The sequence below is a fragment of the Rhodopirellula sp. J20-39 genome (genome assembly GCF_057365095.1).
The window spans coordinates 5,473,753-5,494,894 of the sequence record NZ_CP195123.1; the positions used below are offsets into that span (position 1 = coordinate 5,473,753).

A 21,142-nucleotide genomic window follows, 5' to 3' on the forward strand; every position below is an offset into this window, starting at 1 on the left:
GTTAACGCTACTGACTTTTCCAGCTCCCCTTTTACCTCTCTCCAGTCCCCACCAAAGAAAACCCCATGAACAAATCCATCTTATTGGCCGCCGTCGTCTGTCTCTGGATCACTGGCTGCACCAAAAGCGATCCTGCAACTAGCTCTTCCGAAAATGCCTCCGACGCAATCAATGTGGACGAACTACCCCACTTGTCCGATTCATCCGGGCATCCCGAGCATGGACCTCACGGGGGCGAATTGATCGAACTGGGCAACGAAGCCTTTCATATTGAGATGACTCACGGAGACAGCTCGGTCTCTTTCTATGTGCTGGACAGCTCAGCGACCAAACCTGTCTCGATTGCTGCGAAAAAGCTGATGGTCAGTCTGAAGCACGATGGCGAAGTTAAATCGTTTGAACTGCAAGCTTCTGCTCAACCGGACGACGATGCCGGTAAATCATCTCACTTCGCGTCCACAGAACCCGAGATGGAAAAGTGGTTGGACTTGGGCGCCGAAGGCGTTGTCATCCTCGACATCAACGGCAAATCCTACACCGGCCAAGTTGCGCATGATCATGATCACGGACATGATGAGCATGGGCATGGGGATGAAGAACACGAAGGTCATGAGCATGAAGGACACGATCATGACGACCATGATCACTAGCATTTCGGTCAACCGTCTGCGATCCATAGTCGGCGATTGCTACGTTGCAATCGCCGGCAAGGCTCCCGGTCACGCTACCAGCCTCGCTGGCCGGGGGTCGACCTCTTTTACCGGCGTCAATTTGAAAGCCAAACAGCTTGTTTCGGAAAGTTACTTAAGCCGCGCTGATGCAAACGCCCTATACGATCCCGTAGGCGCACATCGCCTCGGCCACCTTGATGAAGCCAGCTAGGTTCGCTCCCTTAACGTAGTTGACGAAGCCATTCTCTTCACCATGCTCGACACACTTCCGGTGAATGTCATGCATGATTCCTTGCAACTTCCCGTCGACTTCTTCTCGCGACCACGCCATCCGCAACGCGTTTTGGCTTTGCTCGAGGCCCGAAACAGCAACACCGCCAGCATTCGCTGCCTTTGCCGGTGCGAACATGACCTTGGCCTGCAAGAACGCATGGACCGCATCCAATTCCGTTGGCATGTTGGCGCCTTCCGAAACAGCTTTCAACCCGTTGCCCATCAACGCTTGAGCCTCTTTCAAGTTCAATTCGTTTTGCGTCGCACAAGGCAACGCGATGTCACAAGGGATGCTCCACGGGCGTTGGTCAGCGTGATACGTCGAACCGGGAAACTGGTCAACGTACTCAGAAATTCGTCCACGCCGGACCTGCTTCAGATCTTGAATAAAAGCCAGCTTCTCTGCATCGATTCCCGCGGGGTCGTGAATGAAGCCCGACGAATCTGACATGGCCAACACCTTCGCACCTAACTCAGTTGCCTTTTCGACCGCATAGCTCGCCACATTGCCTGACCCAGATACGACACACGTCTTACCTCGCATGCTATCGCCAACACGATTCAACATGTTTTCGCAGAAATAGACGCATCCGTAACCCGTCGCCTCGGTGCGTATCAAACTGCCGCCGAATGAAATGCCTTTGCCTGTCAAAGCCCCCACAAAGCGATTCTGAAGTCGCTTGTACTGACCAAACAAAAAGCTAATTTCACGACCTCCGACGCCGATGTCCCCGGCAGGCACGTCCGTATCCTCACCAATATGCCGGTTCAACTCAGTCATCAACGATTGGCAAAACCGCATCACTTCGCGGTCACTCTTACCCTTCGGGTTGAAGTTCGCACCGCCCTTAGCGCCACCCATCGGTAGACCGGTCAAACTATTCTTAAATGTCTGCTCGAAACCTAAGAATTTCAGCGTGTCGAGAGTGACCGAAGGGTGAAAGCGGAGACCACCCTTGTACGGACCAATCGAGTTATTGAACTGAACTCGCCAAGCACGATTCACCCGCACGTTGCCCTGATCGTCTTCCCAGGTCACGCGAAAGATGATCACACGATCGGGCTCCGTCATTCGTTCTAGAATCCGCGCCTTTTCATACTTCGGATTCTGCAACACATACGGCATGACCGATTCAGCAAACTCGCGAACGGCCTGATGAAATTCAACCTGCCCTGGGTTCCGTCGCTCCAACCCCCGCATGAAGCAATCCAGTTCGGAACAAGGCTCGATCCAGGGCTGACTCACAATCATCGGGTTGCTTTCAATTAGGGAGGCGTACTGATTCAATCGAAGACGAGGTGAAGCGAGAGATCGAAAATGGGTCGACAGTAGCGATGGATGTCTGCCGCTTTCGATGACACTGCTGGTCCTCTTAGACACTACCGTCCGGAATGGCTTGAAAGCTACTTCCCAACGTTCAAGCGTCTTAGAAAATCCAACAGTCTCTTGCTAAACGATGTCAAACGGGTGCGATTGTATTGATCCCCTAGTTTACGGACTGCTTCCGCTTGCGTGGGGTAGGGATGAATGACACTAGCAATCTTTCCCAATCCAAGGCCACCCACCATCGCGAGCGTAATCTCCGAAATCATGTCGCCCGCGTTCTCCGCCACGATCGTTGCACCGACGATCGTTCCCGTTCCCTTTTTAGTATGAACCTTCACAAAGCCCTCGTCCTGACCTTCCAAGATTGCGCGATCGACGTCGGCAAAGTGCTGAACGTAGGTGTCAATTTCGATCCCTTTCGCCTTTGCATCATCTTCGTACATGCCAACGTGGGCGATCTCGGGAGAGGTGTACGTCGCCCAAGGAATAACTAGATCACTGGACTTCTTCTTGCCGAACGGGCCGACCGCGAACAAAGCGTTTTGAATGACGATACGAGCCTGAAAATCTGCTGCGTGAGTGAACTTATATTCGGAACAGATATCTCCAGCAGCGAAGATGCGCGGGTTGGACGTTTCGAGATGATCGTTAACGTCAATCCCCTTCTTGTCGTATCGCACGTTGACCGCATCGAGGTTCAAGCCTTCCACATTCGGAGCCCGACCTACCGCCACCAACAATTCGTCCACAATGGTCTTGCTCGACTGACCATGCTGAATGACCTCAATGCAAATCCCACCACCATCAGCTGGACTGACTTTCATGTCCTTGGCGTCTTCCATCACGCGAACTCCGTCACGCTCAAACTGCTTTCGAAGCACCGCCGAAGCCTCCGGATCCTCCTTCGGTAAGATCTGATCACCTCGCTGAAAAAGGTACACTTCACTTCCAAAGCGGGCGAACGACTGCGCCATCTCACTACCAATCGGTCCGCTACCGACAATTCCAAATCGTTTAGGCAACTCGGTCAACGAAAAAAGATTCTCGTTGGTGAGATACTTAACGGAATCCAGACCATCGATCGGTGGTGCGGATGCTCGAGCTCCCGAGGCGATCACTGCCTTCTTATAGTTCAATTTGGAAACCGATCCGTCGCCGGCGGTCACGGTGATTGTGTTATTGTCAACAAAAGATCCTTTCCCAAAAAACACATCGACGCCGAGATCAGCAAACCGCTTTGCCGAATCATTGTGGCTGATCTTGGTACGCAAACGCCGCATCCGCTGCATCGCCGTGGCGAAATCAAAACTGGCTTGGCCTTCCAAGTTCACACCGAACTCGCCCGCGTCTCGGACCGTTGCGGCTACACGTGCCGCCCGAATGACACCTTTGGATGGGACGCAGCCGACGTTTAGGCAATCGCCCCCCATCAATTCACGCTCGATCAAAGCCACGCGAGATCCGAGTCCCGCTGCACCAGCGGCGGTAACCAAACCAGCCGTTCCCGCGCCAATGACGACGAGGTGGTACGGTTCGCCGGGAACGGGGTTCGTCCAAGTAGCCGGATGAACGTTCGCCTCCAGTTCCTGGTTATGTTCGTCATGAGGCTGCAACTGAACTAGATCGCTAGTCATTCTAAGACTCGTTCTTAAGAGAAGAGGTTGCGGGCTCCACCGACTTCGAACCGGTCTTCACTCGCTTGAAATATTTCATGACGAAACGCGAAACCAGCGGAAACAATCCGAGCAGCACAAAGGCGATCCCGATTTGCCATAACTGGCTTCCGCTGAAAACGGCTCCTACGCCTTCGTCCGCTAAAGTCTGCAACGAAGGAACACTCGAACCGGCGTACACATAAACCACCGTCGCCGCCAACATGCCGAGTTGACTAACCCACCAAAACGTCACCGTTCGAATGGGCGTTAATCCCATCACCGCGTTGATGACGAAAAAAGGAATGGCAGGAATCAACCTAAGCGTGAACAAGAAGAATGGTCCCTCTCGTTCCAACGATTCATTAAAGCTTTCCAGCCGGCTGCCAAACCGTTCTTGGATCGAATCGCGAAATAGGAATCGGCTTAGCAAAAACGCCAATGTTGCCCCGGCCGTCGATGCAAAACTGACCAACACCACTCCGGGCACCAATCCAAAGTACCAACCATAAGCAAGCGTCAAAATCGCCGCGCCGGGAAGCGAGAGTCCGGTGATGGTTACGTAAGCAAGGAAAGCGATGCCGTAAACCAACACAGGATGATTTGTTTGAAAATCTCGAAGCTGCGTCTCTTGATTAGCAAGCGATTGCAGGCTTAATGCGTCGCCGAATTGAAATCGGACAACAACCACCAACCCTATCGAAACGGCCAGAATCGCCAGTTTGCTGATCAGACGTGACGACTTTGCCATACTCAATTTCACTTTCCAAAAAGACAACTCTTCGCGTGATATCGTTCTTCTCCCGAATGCAATCAAAGCGGAAGAGTTCCAATCAGAAAACGGGTGCCGATTGAGCACCCGCTTACGAAACGGAATCAGAGAAGCTTGTCCCAACCTGAAGGCTCTCGCACCAACGGGTTTTAGGGTTCAACACTCAGGGGAGGATCGGAGGCTTCTCAATAGTAGGATGTCGCTTTGGAGATTCCTCCGCCACGCCTAGGACGTTATGGGATCCATTATCGCGTAACCACGACATCTCCACCGCACGTCTGTGAAGTAGCACACATTCGCGAGTTTCGCTTCGTCAAACGCCTCGACATCAAAGCTCGATCAGCGTCCAAGATTTCCAGTAGACAACGTGGCTGGTGATGTTTACTTCGGGACCACGCTGCTCATGTCCCACACTCGAATGGTTCCGTCGCGACTGCTGGTCGCGATCCGATGGCCCACTTGGTCCAGCGACACATTGTGGACCGATGATGAGTGCCCGCGAAGCGTGGTGACCGGACTACCACTGGCGAGATCCCAAACACGCGCCGCGCCAGCTTGTTCGCCGGTGACCAGATGAGTTCCGTCCGCACAAAACGCGACTCCCCAGATATCACCTTCGCTTCCGACCAAATCAATCACCTCAGCGCCGGTTTCGGTGTTCCAAACATGAACGTTCTTATTCCAGCCCACGGTGGCAACAAGCGGACCGGACGGCGCAAACTTGACGTTATAGATCGGTCCGTCATGGCCGGACAACGAGTTCCGCTCGTCAAGCGTATCAGCGTCAAAAATCCGAACAACCTTATCGCTACCTACGCTGGCAATCAGCTTCCCATCGCTGGAGTAATCGACACCAAAGATTGATCCGGGATGGTTTCTGCTCGCGATTTCTTCACCACTATCGATGTCATAAACGTGGATAGTACCTTCACGATCGCCCGCGACCACACGGCTTCCATCAGGCGAAAATGTAGCGCCGCGCACAGCACTGTCCGCTTTCCACTGTTTAACTAATTCAAAATCGCTCGAGTCCCAAAGTTTGACCGTAGCGTCGTCGCCGCTGGTCATTAAAAGCGGAAGCGTGGGGTGATACGCCACCATCCATACAATGCCGCGATGAGCATGAAAACTCTTCAGCAATTTCTGGTCGCCCACACTCCAAATCCGTACGCTGCCATCTTCAATAGCAGCGGCTAATTGTTTTCCACCGGGCGCAAAGTCGACCGACCATACTGTCCCCGGATTGTCCGGCAAAACGACCGAAGGAAAATCGTCGCCAGTATCACCACGTGTAATCAGAAAGCTCGCCGCCAACAAACTGACGATCCCCGTCGCGGCAACCACCCAAGCCAACAACACCCAGCGACGTTCCAGCCGCCGGTAACTTCCCGAAAGCTTCTTGACCTCTTTCGCCGCAACTGCTGGCACCTGTAACGGTGACATTGGACCGTATTCGTTAACGATCGACGCCAGTGCTGTCGCGACCTCAGCGGCTGATTCGGGCCGGTCTTCTGCCTTCTTTGAAAGCAACGACATAATCAGTTCGGACAACGGTCGCGTAATTCCGGCGTTCAAAGTGCGCGGCGCAGCAGGCGTCAAGTTCGCGATGTTCTGCATGACTCCCAATGCCGATGGTGCTTGGAATGGAGCGACACCGGTCGCCATCTCGTAAAGCACCGCCCCAAGAGAAAACAGATCGCTGCGTTCATCCGCAGTCTCACCCAACGTTTGCTCGGGCGACATGTAAAGCGGCGTTCCCGTCACCATACCGGTCTTGGTCAATTTCACGTCGTCGGTGGCTCGCGCCAATCCGAAGTCGGTGAGTTTAACGCGGTTCGTTTCCGCCTCGATCATGATATTGGCGGGTTTGATATCGCGATGAACCATGTCCCGTTGATGCGCGGCGGACAATCCAGCAGCGATCTGCATACCGATGCGAGCGACCTCATTGGGCGGCAAGGGCTGACCATCACTCAACCGCTTTTCCAACGTCACGCCGTCAATCAACTGCATCACCAAGTAGGCAACTTCACCCTCGTGCCCCTTGGCGACTTGATACATCGGCACGACATGTTCGTGCGAAATCGCGGCGGCCGCCCGACCTTCACGGCAGAACCGCTGCTTCGCCAAATCATTGGCTTGATATTGAGGGTTGAGCACCTTAATGGCGACACTTCGCTGCAAATGCGGATCGAATGCTTCCAACACGATCCCCATGCCACCGCGTCCAATCACACGTGCGATCTGGAAGTGATGCAGTTTGCCGAGATACGCAGGATCGTCTGACGGATCGAGAAAGCTAAGCTCACCGATCGGTGATGTCGGTGGTTGTGCCGATGCGATCTCGGACGTCTCGGGCGAAGAGCTGTCATCCAGCGTCGGGTGACCATCAACGGGCGTATCCTGACGGGTAAGCTCACTCGCAGCCATGAACTCGTCTTCGACACGAGCAATCGCTGGCCAATAACTGGAATCACTCGATGGGTTCAAGTCGTGCACACCAGCAACCAAATCGTCAATCGGTAATTCGCCAGTGGCATCGCTTTGCAAAGCCATTTGGCAGCTCGTGCAGTTGCCGACATGGTCCGTCAACTTGGCGTTGTCTTGATCCGACAGCGTACCTCGGATCAGACCGCTGAGCTGTTCGGGCGAGGGGCAAGCGGATGCGACAGTCATGATTCTTGTTAGCCGGTAGTGGATCGTAAATAGATCCGTAAGTGCGGTCGGTTCGCGTTCGATTCGGAAAAAGTCTTCGCGATGGTTCGCTATTGATTTTCGTCGGCGAGCAGACGCTCGATCTCATTTCTCAATTTTGCCGTGACGCGGCTTCGGGCAACATAAATAGCTCCCTTAGATAAACCGAGTCGTATACCTGCATCCTCAGCCGACACGCCTTCGATTGCGGTCAGCTCAAACGCCGCCCATGTCTTTGGTTCGATCGTGGGCTTGAGCGTTGCGATTGCGATCGCCGCGAGTTGTCGCTGATGCTCGAGTTCCCACTGCTGGTCTAATTCGTTCGATTGATCACTAACTTGGTTAAGCATTTCGTGTTGGTCCGTGTCATTGCCGACCGGTCCAATACGCTTCTGTTTACCGAAATAGTTCGCAAGCTTGTTCCGCGTGATCGTGAAAAGCCAAGCTCGAAAGCCACCTTTCTCCTTCTGATAATCGAGGCTGTTGATCGCTGTACCAACACTTCGCATCACATCTTGAACCAAATCCGAAGCGTCCGCATCCTGCAGTCCACGACTGCGGACGAATCGGTAGATCATCGGCCCGTAATCACGCAAAAACTCACGCCATGCGTCCCCATCGCCGCGATCACGCATACGCAGCACCAAGGTTGCTCGCGTTTGGGGAGATTCGGACATACGACGCCTCAAGTGTTGCAATGGATCACAGCGATTATATCCATTTCGCACCACCCGGCGTAGCCGAGGCCTTCTCGCACCGGGGATAGGGCAACTATCCAGTTTGGGGGCTTTTGACTTCCCAACCTTCGACAAGCAACCTGACGCCAATTCGAAGCGAGTCACGCTCGTCTACGCAACACTTTCCTGCATGTCCGATTCGACGACGTTCTTGGCAAAGCTCGCATAGGCATCACCCACCTGAGTGGCGACCGAATCGGGCCACGCCAAGAAATTCCCCTCAGCGATCGCGTCAAAAATCGAATTAGCGACCAGGGTTGGGGATTCCGCGACATCACCAAATCCAGCCGCATCCCCCATGTCCGTGTCGATCGGGCCAGGGTGGACGCTCACCACGGCGGTTCCTTGTTCTTTGAGCGATTCCCTCAGCCCCTGCGTGATTGCATAACTAGCGGCTTTCGATGCGCAATAGGTCGCAAAAGCGGGGAAGGTTTTCACCGATGCCACGCTGTTAAGCTGCACCAACGCTCCACCACCATTAGCCTTCAAGACCGGTGCAAACGCCTGTGCCACGCGAATCAACCCGTACACGTTCGCATCGATTTCAAACTGCAATGTTTCGATCGCATTACTGGCGACCGCTGAAGCGGTTCGCATAACTCCGGCATTGTTGACGACAATATCAACGTCAGATGCCTTTTCCGCAGCCTGGGCGATCGATTCCGCGTGATCCAAATCCAAGTGAACCGGCACGACGCGATCGCCATGCTCGGCGACTAAAGCGTCCGCGGAACCCAAGCTTCGAACTGCCGCGTAAACCTTCGTCGCACCGCGATGCAGTGCCTCTTCCAAAATAGCTTTACCAATCCCTCGATTAGCGCCAGTTACCAAAACGGTCTTATTCTTAACTTCCAAAGTCATCTGATATTTCCTATTTAAGTTTTTGACTCGTCAGGCCACGATCGTGGCCGTCGATAGGGAATACAAGCAAATACAGGGCCCCTTACAGGAAACACAGGCTTTTCTCGAAAACATCCGCAACAGCAGAGTTTTGCCGCCGTTTCCGGCTTCAAACGCCGCTGTTTTTCCTAAATTTCAGACTTCCGCCGAATAAACCTCAAACGACTTTTCGGCAATGACTTCATCGTCCAGCTCAAGCCACATCCGCCACGTGCCGACTTTGTCATCGATGGGTTCCCACACGGTGTCGCCCAAATAGAAGTTCCAGTCATTGGACTTCACATAAACCGTCCCATCAAACGGCGGCCGACGGCGTCCCTGGTCATCGCGAATTCCAGGATGGTCGATGCAAAATTCCAGCTCGCAGTTTTTCGCATTCTTAATGTTCACCACAAACCCAAACTCGATATCAACCCGTGCCGGAACCCGTGTGGTAGGCTCCACCAGCCGCGGCAGGTCCTTCGACGCCGAGTCCCATTTTGAGTGAATTCCAAAAGTCCGCATTCGTACTTCGCGTCGTCGTTTCGCCATAAATCCTCAGTCTTGCTCGCGATTTCATCAATTTCGGGGCGTGGCAATCCTTTCCGCCCTCAATCCTGCAGCCTTGGGCTCGGCTGTGATTGTCAAACGTAATCGGCCTCACCACTCGGCGACAAGCCGGAGCAGGAACGAGACTTAGCATGAACAACTCGGATCACTCATCACCGCTTGCCGATCAAATGCTCCGTGATCTGCGTTGGGTAATCGAAAGCGAATCGCTTATCGTTCCGACGGCCATCGCACCACCAGTTTCAGTCGACGCCGTGGACGCCGAACATCTCGTGTGTGTGATGGTTGATCCGACCAGCCGACATGTCGGTAGCCACCGAGTCGGCTACTACTTCGAACGTCTCGTGCTCTACTGGCTAACCCATCTTCGTCGCGTCGAAATCATCGCGCATGGAATGCAAATCAAGGAAGACAAAAGAACCCTGGGCGAGATCGACTTTCTGTTTCGAGATGAAACAGGAAAACTGACCCACTGCGAAGTCTCCGTCAAATTTTATCTCTACCACCCTCAACAGACACTAGCCGGCAGCCACTTCCTTGGGCCCAACGCCCGTGACACTTTCGAGCGAAAAATGAGACGACTGTTTGAGCATCAATTGCCGCTCAGTCAAAAACATCTTCCCCAAGTAGAAATTCGCCAGGCTTGGGTAAAGGGCATGATTTTCTATCATCATCTGCATACCACGCCCGCCCAGCTTCCCGCACAAATGTCACCGCAACATCAGCGGGGCATCTACCTCTACCAGCGCGAGATCAGTGAACTTAAACAACGCACCGATACTCGGTTTCAAATTCTGAACAAGCCGTATTGGCTGTCCGGCCCCATGCAAAACGCTAACGCCTCGAACTGGCTCGATGGTCATGCGATAGCGGACGTGTTGCAACAACACTTCCGCAAGACGGATACTCCGATCATGCTAAGCCAAAATACGGACATAGCTCAAACACCATCATCCACACACCAACAAACCGATCGGATCTTCATTGTCGCCGACAGCTGGCCACAAATGTCGTAGTTTGAAAATGTTGCAATTAGTCACATGCGGCCATTCCGACATGACTGACGAAACATGACTGTCTTGCGAAAGAAGAACGGCAATGGCGAAGACACCGACAAATGCACTACATGTCAATCTCGTAGCCTTCGCGGTAAGGCCTTTTCATCATGCTGGCCGCTAACTCGTCGCCGACAACGGTTTCGCTGGATTGGTCCCAGTTAACTTTGCGACCCAATCGGCAACAGATCCCGGCTAGATGAGCCACGTTCAACATCTTCATGTGAGAGTGAACGTCCGATATCGGCAGCACCCGATTGTCGATCGCGTACATCAGGTTTGCCCAGTGGGCGTGGCGATCGTTTTGCTGCATAGGCATCCCTCGATAGATCTTCGAGATCGCATCGTCAGCCAGTGGATTGGCTGCGAGGTCCTCAACGGGTTTGCCAGCCAACTTGCCACGATTGACAAAAATGCGTCCCAATTCCCCTTCGAAAAGGATTCCGTTGTCAACGTCGTTTCGAATGTTCATCACAACGTCACCGTCGGCGAAAGCAACATTCAGATCGAACCCTTGGGCAGTGTTGTACCGATCGGTCTGAAGGGGCATTCCATTCTGGAATTCAACTGCATGCTTGGCCGTACCATCTACCGAAACGGGGTCGTTGTTTTGGCCTGCCGCCGCGATTCCCAACATGGCGATATCGAAGTGATGAGCGCCCCAATCCGTCAACTTCCCGCCTGAATGTTCATACCACCAACGGAAATGCGTGTGACCGTTGGTGAAACCATTGCCCTTCTTTGGATTGGCAAGATATCGATATGGCATTTCCGGCGTCGGTCCCAGCCAGCGATCCCAATCGAGTTCACCGGGGACATCCACCACTGGAATCTCGGGACTCCATCCACCACCGTCGATGCCGACAACCAATCGCTTCAGCTTGCCTAGACGCCCTTCGGCGATGATTGCCAACGCTTTATTGAACTTGTCAAAACTGCTGCGTTGTTGAGTGCCTACTTGAACGACACGGCCGGTCTGTTTTTGAACTTTGCGAACCAGCTTGCCTTCATCAATCGTCAATGTCAGCGGCTTTTCACAGTAAGCATCTTTCCCCGCCAACATTGCTTCAATCAAAATCTTGGCGTGCCAATGATCTGGGGTCGAAATCTGCACCAGGTCGATGTCATCACGAGCTAAGACTTCACGGTAATCCGAATAGAGATCCGCCTTACCATCGCAGAGCAACTGGTTGCCCGATTCCAGGTGCTTCGAATCAACATCACATAACGCGACGAGATCCGCGAATTCTTTGCCCACCGGCGACGTACGTGTTCCATTACCGCCAACGCCAATGAGCGCGAACTGCGGACGACTACTTTTAGATTCGGCACGAGCCCGAGACGCGGTGAGATGATAGGGCACGAACGCGGCGGCAGTGGCAACGGCGGTCTGCTTCAAAAATTGACGACGCGGTGTTCGCTTCCGCGATGTGTGACGCTGTTCGATTGCTGACGATACAGGATGGGTATTGGTTTCAGTCATGATCACACTTAGGGGGTCGGTCTTGCTTGATATATGCCAGTTGGGACGCCTCACCAACGCTAATGTTCCTGCTCGCTTATTCGTCAACAGAAAACCGAATACAGATCAACCAGGTCAATTCACACCAACGACGATCGAATCAGTGAGCCCATCTCGCGACATCGTGATCGGCGAATCGTTAGCAACCGGATTCGCGTCCTCCCACGAATAGACTGATATTGTTACCTCACCTGGACGATGCGAACGGACTTCACCGAACTTGTTTACTGAAGCAACCTGAGGGTCACTGGATTCCCAAATAACGTTGTTGCGAGTGGCGTCTTCCGGCGTGATCTGAATGTCCAACATCACGCTTTGTCCCACTGCGAGTGAGGGTTCCAGAGGTACGATCTGTAATTGCTTTACTGGCACATAGCGGTGATCGTCAAGCACTTTCCCGAGTCGGTCGTAAGCACGCCTTTGAACGTCGGTAAGGCGATCGAGATCCAATCCGCTATGGTAGTACTTCCGCCAACCAGGACCTTTCACTTTGCGCTCACCTTCGGTTTCCTGCAAATCCGTTCGCAAGTCAAAAAAGCGACCCTCCGGATAGTATCGGTCCGGCGCATAACGCTTGAATTGCTTATCAAACGCGTACTCTAGCACCTCAGACTTGTCGCTCGCCGGCCGGTTGTGGTTGTACCAAACGTAGCTGGTCCGCCGATGCTCGCCCGGTTCACCCTTCATTTGCGGCCAACAACTGCGTCCATCAATATCACTCGCGTTCGCTGGAACAATCCCCGCTGCATCACACAAGGTCGGATAGATATCGGCCAAGTCGACCAACCCTTCATAGGTTCGGTATTGATCATCACTAGCCACCGGAATCGTTCCGGGTTGTGACATGATCAACGGCACATGAGTCCCATTGTCGGTGGTACTTCCTTTATCGCCTTGGTAAATCGTCCCATCAGGCAAGACGTGCGCGAAAGGCTCCTTCGTTCCGTTGTCACCCATGACGACGATCAACGTATTATCACGAAGTCCAAGTGAATTAATCTTGTCGACGACCTTTCCAATCATCTTGTCGGTGTACTCGATCATGTCCGGAAAGTACTTCTTGTCATCACCCGTGTGTCCGTTCTTGTTGTTGGTCGCATCGTCAAACTTGTCGAACAAAGCTCGCGGCCGCGTATCTGGGGTCGGCTTGTGTTCGTCGTGAACGAGAACCATCGGGTAATAGAGAAAGAATGGATTGTCCTGATTTCGCTCAATGAAGTCCAATGCGAACCGATTGAAGAGATCGGGACCGTACCAGCGCCGACTGGTCTTGGGATCGAGGCCCCTTTTGTCGGAATAGGTGACGCTTTGGTCGTTTACCACCAACTGAGGATTGATGTAACGACGCCCCTCCACCACAACGTCGAAACAGCAATACTCATCCCATCCAAATTGGGAAATGTAACGCTCCGCAGGAATCTCAGCCGTTCCGCGTGATTGTTTCCACTTGCCAGTCATGCATGTCGCATAACCTGCGCGTTGAAACACATCACCAAACGTAAAATCCGACGCATGCTGCCCTTTGCTAACAAGGTGATTGCGATTGCCGTACTTTCCGCTCATCAATGTAGTGCGAGTCGGTTCGCACAAGGGGTACGCGAACGCGTAGTCACATCTCACGCCTTCGCGGGCGAGGCGATCGATGTTCGGAGTGCTGAATTTGACGTTCTCAAAACCGGCCGCTTCTGACGAAAGCCGGTTAGCACCGTAAGCCGTGACCCCATAATGGCTGAGATCATCGATCAAGATAAAAACAACGTTAGGACGAGAGGACTGCGTATCGGCGACAACAGGCTGAGAAAGAACCGATGTCAGAGCCAAGACCAATAGGAAGGCCAACACATTGTTTTTCATTAGGGTCTCATAAAGGAACAACTAACTTCATCTAGCAAACCGGTCCGCTCCCAGAGCCCGCCGAGCTATTTCCGTTTCGGTTTGCTCTTGTCCGTTTGTTTGACGAGCTCGTCGTACTCCGGAATCCGCTCCGGTCGATAGCGATCAAAAACGTCGCCATTACCAAGCATTCGGGGATCTTCCTGATCGGTGAGTTTTGCAAACAGCTCGTCGTGCAAGGCCTGCTTGGCCTCCGCAAATTCGGGATTATCCACGAGGTTGTTCAGGCATTCAGGATCTTTGATCAGATCATAAAGCTCTTCCCCGGGACGTTTCCCGAAACACAAATCAAACGCTCGGGTGCCAGGATGCTTGTAGATCAATTCGCTTTTGGTCGGTCCCCAATCGGTGTCCCGAAAGCCCGCCTCTGCGGTTCCGCAAGGCCAGCGATCCGGTTCGAAGTTATGCAGATATAAAAACCGCCCTCGAATCAAGCCGCGAACGGGGTACCCCCATCCATTGGGACGTGCCATATCATTTCGCTCACGCCCCGTAACAACGAACTCTCGTCCACTGGATTGATCCTGAAAAACATCTTCAAGGCTCTTCCCCTGAATCGGCTGCATCCCACTCGATTTTGCCGGAACACCCGCCGCATTTAAAAAGGTAGGCGCAACATCAATCAGGCTGGTCGGATTCTGGCAAACTCGGCCTGGATTCGTGATCTTGCCCGGCCAGGCAACGACAAACGGGACACGAGTGGCGAATGCGTGAGGATGCCCCTTGTATCGCGGGAACGGCATTCCATTGTCAGACGTTATCACAACGAGCGTGTTGTCCAGTTCACCCGCGGCTTCAATTTGACTGAGAATGCGGCCAAGGTGATTGTCGAAGTATTCCACTTCGAGGGCATAATCGAGGATGTCGTTGCGGGTTACTTCGTTGTCGATCCAGAACTCAGGCATGAACTCCAAACTATCCAGCCGCTTGCCGCTCTTCACCCCCGATCCATACTCGTATCCACGGTGTGGCTCCTTGCATCCGTACCAGAAGAAGAAGGGGTCCTCATCCGGCTTCTCGGACAAGAATTGACTGAAGTTGGCGGCATAGTCGTAAGGATGAATCCCGGTTGCCGGACGCGACTTCACTTTGATGTCATTGTATTCTTTTCCTGTCAACGATCGGCCCTGGGGATGAATCCCAGGATTCCATCCTTTGCCCGTAAACCCGGTGAAGTAACCGTGCTCTACCAGAGATTCGACAAAGGTCGTGAATTGCACCGGCCAAACGGGCTTATGATTAGCCGCCTGTTCAAGCTGCCAAGGATTCCGTCCGGTCAAAATCACAGCACGCGACGTCGCACATTTACTGCACGGCGTATGCATGCGAGTGAACCGGATTCCCCGTTCGGCAATGGAATCCAAGTTCGGTGTCTTCAAGAATTGATCGCCATACGCACTCGCATGCGACATATCATCCGCTATCGCGAACAGGATGTTAGGGCGTTTCGCAAACGCATGGCTTCCACTCGTTGCGAACAAGACAACAGCGAGGCAAACGAATGTGGGGATTCGCATATTTAATTCTTAGACAGTCGAACTTGAATTCAGCACACTAAATAGGCTGTCATCCTCAATCAGCCGATACGATACCAATGGCTACGGCAACTCTTTCAAACGCATATTCTTGAACCGAACGGTTCCCTTTTTGCCAGAGTGAATTTGCAGTCCGAAGTATCCCTCAGGATACGTACCGTTATCGATCCAATAGGCGACCGGCACACCGTTGATCCAGGTCTTCACGTCGTTGCCCTTGGCTGAAATCGTCACTCGATTCCATTGGCCTTCCTTCAGGGCTTCACGAGCTTCCTTGTGCTCATTCAACCACAGCGGATAGAAATACCCACCACAACTTTGGCCGTAGACTCCGCCAGACCAATGCCGATCCTTCGAGAAACCTTCAAGCTCGACTTGCGGTCCATAAACGACCTTGGTGACGTCGGTGTCTTCCTTTGCCTTGGGGTTCTTCTTCACCTTCGAACGGAACATGATCCCGGTGTTGCCGTCAACGAGCCAATCCATCTCGCAAGTGAAAACAAAATCCTTGTAGTCGGTTCGCTCCGTACACAAATAGGTGCTTTTAGAACCCGGAACGCAGGTACCCACAATCATTCCGTCTTTGACTTCGAACTTGGACGTTCCGCCTAGTGGCTTCCAACCCGTCAAATCCTTGCCATTGAAAATTGGCCGGAATCCATCCTCTAAATCCGGCTCTGCCTCTTCGTTCAGCAGCATTTCAGCCGGATCCGGCACATTCGCCTGACTCTTGTATTGCTTGTGCCAAGCCTTTTGTTGCGGGTCAATCTCACCCGCCGCCGCGTTGCCACCGACAACCACGATGGAGATTGAGAAGCAAACAAGCTTCGCGATTCGGCGCATTCGCAACGGTAATACCTTCATAGTCATAGACAAATCTCTTGTTGATAAACTTGGGTTCGATTCGGAAGACACAGAGTCAAGCTTCGGCGTTACTTCTCGCCTCGGCTGGCCGCATTGATCGATTTGGTGCGAGAGTCCTCTTCTTTGCGCACATTTTTACCATGGGGATCAAGCCAACGGGGCGTGACGTTGGCCGCGTCCCACTTTTCAATAAGGCCTGATAAGCGTTCAACGGTCTCCGGTTGTGCCGCAGCCAGGTCATGCCGCTCTCCAGCATCGACTGAAAGATCGAATAGCATCGTTTGGTTCTTATACGCGCTCTTGACCAATTTCAGGTCACCGTCACGGACAGCCAATCCGTATTCACCATCGCCCATCGCATAACGCCAATACAAGGTTTCATGAGGTGCCGCAGTTTCTTGACCAGACAAGTAGGGCAATAGATCGACACCATCAAGCTTCATTTCCGGTGTCACATCAATACCCGCTGCAGCCAGTGCCGTCGGCATGATGTCTAACGAAGAGATCGGTTTTGTGTATCGCTTCCCTGCTGGAACGTGTCCTGGCCAAGAAACACAAAACGGGACACGTACACCGCCTTCAAACAGCATGCCTTTGTGACCGCGAAGAGGGAGATTTCGCCCGTGATCGAGTCGACCACCGTTGTCACTGAAGAAGAAGACCAGCGTGTTTTCCTCCAAGCCCAGCTCTTTCAATTTGTCATGAACGCGCCCGATCCCGGTATCCATTCCTGCGACCATCGCGCCGTACACCGCCCGACCGCCATACTCAATATGCTCAACCTTTTTCAGGTGCTCGCGTGTCGCATGGTCGGGAGCATGGGGAGCGTTGTAAGCAAGATACAAAAAGAACGGTGACTTCTGGTTTTCCTCGATAAAGCGGACCGCCTCAGTCGAGAAATCATCCGTCAAGTAAGTCAATTCACTTGCGGGAACCGGCTTTCCATTGCGGAGCACTCCAGCAAACGGCTTACCCGGTTTAGGCGTTCCCCAGTAGTTGTAACCACCACCACTGAACCCAAACCATTCGTCAAATCCACGATGAATCGGCCAGAATGGCTCGGCGTCACCAAGATGCCACTTGCCGATCGCAGCGGTCTTGTACCCATTGTCACTAAAGAGGTTCGACATCAGTGTTTGGTCAAGCGGCAACCCGTCAGATTCGTCGTTATCAATCGAACCTGGATTGCATTCGTGTCCGAATCGTTGTTGATAGCGCCCCGTTAGCAACCCGGCACGACTGGGACTGCAATACGGATGGGACGCGTAGCCCGCATCGAACGCCACACCGGACGCAGCCAACGCATCTAAGTGCGGTGTTGGTATCTCGCAACAACCATTAAAGCCAACATCACTGTAACCCTGATCGTCCGAGACGATCACAATCACATTTGGACGCTGTGCGGCATGAATACTGCCGACGCTACCTAAAACGACAAACGCCAATGCGACAATGAGATTTTTTGACACACTCATTTTTTCGACTTTCCTTCTTTGATTCCAGGAACGACAACGGTCGACGGCGGAACGTCGACGTCACCTTTGGCAAACCTTACAAGCCGCTGGCATTCTGCCCGCATCTCGTCAAGCTTGTCAGCGTACAACGGTCGATCCGCAAGGTTGACTGACTCAGTGGGGTCGGACGCCAAAGAGAACAACTCTTCATAAACCGGCTCTTCACCACGGATTGAACTGGTCAACCATTCCGCATAGCTCTTCACCTGACTGGGAAGCAGTTGATACAGCGTCTTCTTCGTCACGCTGGCAAACTGCTCACGGTCGTTCTCGAAATAGCGAATGTACTTCCAATCGTTCGTCCGCACGCTTTCGATCCGTGGGTTGCCAAAATAGGTCGACCACAAATTTTCAGCGAAACTGGAATCACGAATTTTGGATTGGCGCCCCTCGATTAGTGGACGCAAGCTTTTGCCCTGCATCTCGTTTGGAATCTTCACACCCGCCAGATCCAGTAGCGTCGGCGCGACGTCAACCGACTCGACCAATGCCATTGTTCGCCGTCCCTTTTGTGCTTCATCCAATCGAGGGTCAGCGATGATCATGGGAACTCGCAAACAAGCTTCATAGTTCAAAGCTTTCCCGCCCAAGCCAAATTCACCATTCATTAATCCGTGGTCTGAACTGAAAACGATCACCGTGTTATCAGCGATTCCCTGGCTTTCAAGTGCATCGCGGATCTGCCCAACCATCAGGTCCAATCCAGTGATAGCCTGGGCTTTTCGAACGAGTTGCTCTTTCATCTGTTCGGCGGTGTCAACGAAGTCGTAATTAACCTGTCGATATTCTGCAAACAGGACATCCTTGGGCAACTTAGGCGTTTGAATTTGATCCTTGGCCACGTAAGTCTTGGGGAATCCAATTTGCCCCATTCGATCGCGATACGTTGTGCGATAGAGCTCTGGATCGCTGGGTAACAATTCCATCGTCCGCGTGCTGGAACCGTGCGGCAAATTGCAAGCGATCGACAAACAGAAAGGCTTATCATCAGGACGGCTCTTTAGGAACGCGTCGGCGCCTTCAATGAAGCCGCCTTCCCCCGTCAGAAAACTGACCGCGCCTTCACTGACGATTTCGGTTTGGGTATCCGCAGCAGCGGCTTGAAAAATTTCGTGTCGTCGTTTCGGATAAAACGTTAGGTGACCGTGACCGGCGTACCAAAAGTCGAAACTCTCATCGATGACATCCGTGTCGTACCCGCTTTCGCCAATCGGGACGTGGTTCTTGCCAACATAGCCGGTGAAATAACCTGCCTCTCGCAACACAACCGGATAGCTTTTCGCCCACGCCGCCCGACTCATCGCGGTGCCGGAATTAAAGTTCACACCGTGTTTGCGTTCGTATTGACCCAGGAAATAACACGCCCGACTGGGTGTGCATATCGCACTGGTCACCGATGCATTGGCAAACAAAGTGCCCTCGGCAGCCAATCGGTCCAGGTTCGGAGTTTGAATGAACTCATTGCCTGTGCAGCCAAGCGTGTCGTAACGTTGATCATCGGTCAGGATGAAAATCAAGTTAGGCCGTTCGGCGTGGACGACGTGGGCACACGCCGTCCACAGCAACAAGGATGAGAACAACACCAAGGTCGTTCTTAAAAACACTACGCTCACTTGGATTCCGTGACCTTCAAGACGTAAGCGAACTCGGATGGATGTTCAGCGGGAAGCTGAACCTTCAATCCGGATTCATCACGAGACCATTTCAGTGTCACGTCCGAACCTAACATCGAAATCGACTCGATCTCCCCGGGATAAAGTTCGCTGTCGCTAGCAAGCGTTCGCACGGTAATCGAACCTTCCTCTGGCCACTTCAACCCGGTGACGTACAGCGTTTCGCCGCGAGCGGTAAAACGCAAATCCGTAGCCACGAATGGTTTGTCTTTGGCTTCGGAAGTGTGTCCGGTCGATACGGTGGTCGCCCCTTCGCCGAACGTTTTCCAGTGGGTCGTATCGTAGATCGCTTCACCGTTAATTTTCAACCATCCGCCAATCGCCTTTAGAATCGCTTGGTCTTCCTCTGGGATCGTCCCATCGGATCGAGGACCAACGTTCAACAACAAGCAACCGTTCTTGCTGACAATGTCAATCAAGTCATCCACCAGACGATCAGGCGTTTTGTACTTTTGATTTTCGGTGTACCCCCACGAACTGGCACTGACGGCAGTATCGGTTTGCCAAAACGGCTTGCGAATCTCGGCCATCTTGGATCGTTCTTTGTCCAACACAGCAGCCTTTTCGGGGAACGCACGCCACTTGTAGTTGATCACACCGATGCCTGATGACTGATCAGCGGTCTTGTTGTAGTAGTAGGCAGCGAACTGCTTCAGATGGTCAGCAAACGGATTATTGATGTGGTCGGTAGTTTGCAACTTGGGAGTGATACCAAAATCAAACCAAAACAAATCGGGTTGATACTTATCAACCAATTCACACGAGCGTGCCAACCAGTCGTCTTTAAACTGCTTGTCTTGGGCCGGAAAGTTCTTGTGATAGTCGGCGGCATCTTTGTTAAACAGGAACGGCATCGGACGGCCGTACAAGTCCGCGTACTGCGGGTCGGCGTTGTCAAACGATTCATTGCGAACATAAAAGACCCAGTTAAACGCTCGGTGACTACTAACACCAAACTTCATGCCTTCTTTGCGGACGGCGGTTGAGAGCTCCGCAATCACGTCGCGTTTCGGTCCCATTTCCGACGCGTCCCAACGAGTGAACGAGCAGTCGTACATAGGGAACCCATCGTGATGTTCCGCTACAGGCACGACGTAACGTGCTCCGGAGTCTTTGAACAACTGTGCCCAAGCACCGGCATCAAACTTCTCCGCCTTGAATTGCGGGATAAAGTCCTTGTAGCCGAAAGTCTTCTGAGGACCATAGGTGTCGATATGGTGCTGAAAGAAGTTATCGCCCCGGCGCTGGGTGTCGATGTACATCTGACGCGGATACCACTCGCTGCCATAGGCCGGCACGCTGTAGGCCCCCCAGTGAATGAAGATTCCAAACTTGGCGTCTTTGTACCACTGCGGGATCTCGTATTGTTCGAGTGAATCCCATTCAGCCTGAAACGGCCCTTGCTTGATCGCCGTGTCGATTTTAGCGATCGCCGGTTTCACGTTGGGATTGGGAAGCGTTGCTGAGTGCGGTTGCTCGGCCAGACAAGACGTGGTCATCAGACCGAAAAT

The 21,142-nt window shown here is 52.9% G+C and carries 16 protein-coding genes; 2 read left to right on the forward strand and 14 right to left on the reverse strand.

The window, feature by feature from the left end:
- Positions 1–65 precede the first annotated feature (65 nt).
- A complete protein-coding gene (locus ACR3ZL_RS19815; protein ID WP_473651369.1) occupies positions 66–650 on the forward strand; it encodes a hypothetical protein in 585 nt (194 codons plus the stop codon).
- 178 nt (positions 651–828) lie between these two features.
- On the opposite strand, the gene gdhA is transcribed toward ACR3ZL_RS19815, so the two are convergent.
- The 7 genes from gdhA to ACR3ZL_RS19850 all read right to left on the reverse strand — a co-directional run bounded on the left by gdhA (position 829) and on the right by ACR3ZL_RS19850 (position 9,557).
- Positions 829–2,196 carry an NADP-specific glutamate dehydrogenase gene (gdhA, locus tag ACR3ZL_RS19820; RefSeq protein WP_473651368.1) on the reverse strand — a complete coding sequence of 456 codons (1,368 nt, stop codon included), beginning with the start codon at positions 2,194–2,196 and terminating at the stop codon, positions 829–831.
- Positions 2,197–2,348: 152 nt separating this feature from the next.
- Complete coding sequence (locus ACR3ZL_RS19825; protein ID WP_473651367.1) at positions 2,349–3,905, reverse strand: mercuric reductase; 1,557 nt, start codon at positions 3,903–3,905, stop codon at positions 2,349–2,351.
- Position 3,906: 1 nt separating this feature from the next.
- Positions 3,907–4,674, reverse strand: coding sequence for a TVP38/TMEM64 family protein (locus ACR3ZL_RS19830; protein ID WP_473651366.1), 768 nt, complete (start codon positions 4,672–4,674; stop codon positions 3,907–3,909).
- A 402-nt stretch (positions 4,675–5,076) separates the two neighbouring features.
- Positions 5,077–7,371 carry a WD40 repeat domain-containing serine/threonine protein kinase gene (locus tag ACR3ZL_RS19835; RefSeq protein ID WP_486172912.1) on the reverse strand — a complete coding sequence of 765 codons (2,295 nt, stop codon included), beginning with the start codon at positions 7,369–7,371 and terminating at the stop codon, positions 5,077–5,079.
- An 89-nt stretch (positions 7,372–7,460) separates the two neighbouring features.
- Positions 7,461–8,066 carry an RNA polymerase sigma factor gene (locus tag ACR3ZL_RS19840; RefSeq protein ID WP_473651364.1) on the reverse strand — a complete coding sequence of 202 codons (606 nt, stop codon included), beginning with the start codon at positions 8,064–8,066 and terminating at the stop codon, positions 7,461–7,463.
- A gap of 171 nt (positions 8,067–8,237) precedes the next feature.
- Positions 8,238–8,987 carry an SDR family oxidoreductase gene (locus ACR3ZL_RS19845; protein WP_473651363.1) on the reverse strand — a complete coding sequence of 250 codons (750 nt, stop codon included), beginning with the start codon at positions 8,985–8,987 and terminating at the stop codon, positions 8,238–8,240.
- A gap of 174 nt (positions 8,988–9,161) precedes the next feature.
- Positions 9,162–9,557 carry a DUF3859 domain-containing protein gene (locus tag ACR3ZL_RS19850; protein ID WP_473651362.1) on the reverse strand — a complete coding sequence of 132 codons (396 nt, stop codon included), beginning with the start codon at positions 9,555–9,557 and terminating at the stop codon, positions 9,162–9,164.
- Between the two features lie 149 nt (positions 9,558–9,706).
- Here ACR3ZL_RS19850 and ACR3ZL_RS19855 point away from each other — a divergent pair, with 149 nt between their 5' ends.
- Positions 9,707–10,591, forward strand: coding sequence for a DUF1853 family protein (locus ACR3ZL_RS19855; RefSeq protein ID WP_473651361.1), 885 nt, complete (start codon positions 9,707–9,709; stop codon positions 10,589–10,591).
- Positions 10,592–10,697: 106 nt separating this feature from the next.
- Here ACR3ZL_RS19855 and ACR3ZL_RS19860 read toward each other — a convergent pair whose 3' ends face one another.
- The 7 genes from ACR3ZL_RS19860 to ACR3ZL_RS19890 all read right to left on the reverse strand — a co-directional run bounded on the left by ACR3ZL_RS19860 (position 10,698) and on the right by ACR3ZL_RS19890 (position 21,130).
- Positions 10,698–12,113 carry a Gfo/Idh/MocA family protein gene (locus tag ACR3ZL_RS19860; protein ID WP_473651360.1) on the reverse strand — a complete coding sequence of 472 codons (1,416 nt, stop codon included), beginning with the start codon at positions 12,111–12,113 and terminating at the stop codon, positions 10,698–10,700.
- A 114-nt stretch (positions 12,114–12,227) separates the two neighbouring features.
- On the reverse strand, positions 12,228–14,006 hold the full coding sequence (locus ACR3ZL_RS19865) for a sulfatase-like hydrolase/transferase (RefSeq protein ID WP_473651359.1): 1,779 nt from the start codon (positions 14,004–14,006) through the stop codon (positions 12,228–12,230).
- A 65-nt stretch (positions 14,007–14,071) separates the two neighbouring features.
- Entirely contained in the window at positions 14,072–15,562 is a 1,491-nt protein-coding gene (locus ACR3ZL_RS19870; RefSeq protein WP_473651358.1) for a sulfatase family protein, read from the reverse strand.
- Positions 15,563–15,643: 81 nt separating this feature from the next.
- On the reverse strand, positions 15,644–16,450 hold the full coding sequence (locus tag ACR3ZL_RS19875) for a 3-keto-disaccharide hydrolase (protein WP_473651357.1): 807 nt from the start codon (positions 16,448–16,450) through the stop codon (positions 15,644–15,646).
- A 62-nt stretch (positions 16,451–16,512) separates the two neighbouring features.
- The gene (locus tag ACR3ZL_RS19880; protein WP_473651356.1) at positions 16,513–17,919 is read right to left on the reverse strand and encodes a sulfatase; all 1,407 of its coding nucleotides are present in this window, start codon (positions 17,917–17,919) and stop codon (positions 16,513–16,515) included.
- Complete coding sequence (locus ACR3ZL_RS19885; protein ID WP_473651355.1) at positions 17,916–19,541, reverse strand: sulfatase-like hydrolase/transferase; 1,626 nt, start codon at positions 19,539–19,541, stop codon at positions 17,916–17,918. The genes ACR3ZL_RS19880 and ACR3ZL_RS19885 overlap by 4 nt, the downstream gene beginning before the upstream one ends.
- Positions 19,542–19,567: 26 nt before the next feature.
- A complete protein-coding gene (locus ACR3ZL_RS19890) occupies positions 19,568–21,130 on the reverse strand; it encodes an alpha-L-fucosidase (protein WP_486173599.1) in 1,563 nt (520 codons plus the stop codon).
- Positions 21,131–21,142 lie beyond the last annotated feature (12 nt).

Coding starts and splice junctions, on each gene's coding strand:
- ACR3ZL_RS19870 (WP_473651358.1), bottom strand. CDS start 15,562: ATGCGAATCCCCACATTCGTTTGCCTCGCTGTTGTCTTGTTCGCAACG.
- ACR3ZL_RS19825 (WP_473651367.1), bottom strand. CDS start 3,905: ATGACTAGCGATCTAGTTCAGTTGCAGCCTCATGACGAACATAACCAG.
- ACR3ZL_RS19845 (WP_473651363.1), bottom strand. CDS start 8,987: ATGACTTTGGAAGTTAAGAATAAGACCGTTTTGGTAACTGGCGCTAAT.
- ACR3ZL_RS19855 (WP_473651361.1), top strand. CDS start 9,707: ATGAACAACTCGGATCACTCATCACCGCTTGCCGATCAAATGCTCCGT.
- ACR3ZL_RS19850 (WP_473651362.1), bottom strand. CDS start 9,557: ATGGCGAAACGACGACGCGAAGTACGAATGCGGACTTTTGGAATTCAC.
- ACR3ZL_RS19835 (WP_486172912.1), bottom strand. CDS start 7,371: ATGACTGTCGCATCCGCTTGCCCCTCGCCCGAACAGCTCAGCGGTCTG.
- ACR3ZL_RS19880 (WP_473651356.1), bottom strand. CDS start 17,919: ATGAGTGTGTCAAAAAATCTCATTGTCGCATTGGCGTTTGTCGTTTTA.
- ACR3ZL_RS19840 (WP_473651364.1), bottom strand. CDS start 8,066: ATGTCCGAATCTCCCCAAACGCGAGCAACCTTGGTGCTGCGTATGCGT.
- ACR3ZL_RS19890 (WP_486173599.1), bottom strand. CDS start 21,130: ATGACCACGTCTTGTCTGGCCGAGCAACCGCACTCAGCAACGCTTCCC.
- ACR3ZL_RS19830 (WP_473651366.1), bottom strand. CDS start 4,674: ATGGCAAAGTCGTCACGTCTGATCAGCAAACTGGCGATTCTGGCCGTT.
- ACR3ZL_RS19865 (WP_473651359.1), bottom strand. CDS start 14,006: ATGAAAAACAATGTGTTGGCCTTCCTATTGGTCTTGGCTCTGACATCG.
- ACR3ZL_RS19875 (WP_473651357.1), bottom strand. CDS start 16,450: ATGACTATGAAGGTATTACCGTTGCGAATGCGCCGAATCGCGAAGCTT.
- ACR3ZL_RS19815 (WP_473651369.1), top strand. CDS start 66: ATGAACAAATCCATCTTATTGGCCGCCGTCGTCTGTCTCTGGATCACT.
- gdhA (WP_473651368.1), bottom strand. CDS start 2,196: ATGATTGTGAGTCAGCCCTGGATCGAGCCTTGTTCCGAACTGGATTGC.
- ACR3ZL_RS19860 (WP_473651360.1), bottom strand. CDS start 12,113: ATGACTGAAACCAATACCCATCCTGTATCGTCAGCAATCGAACAGCGT.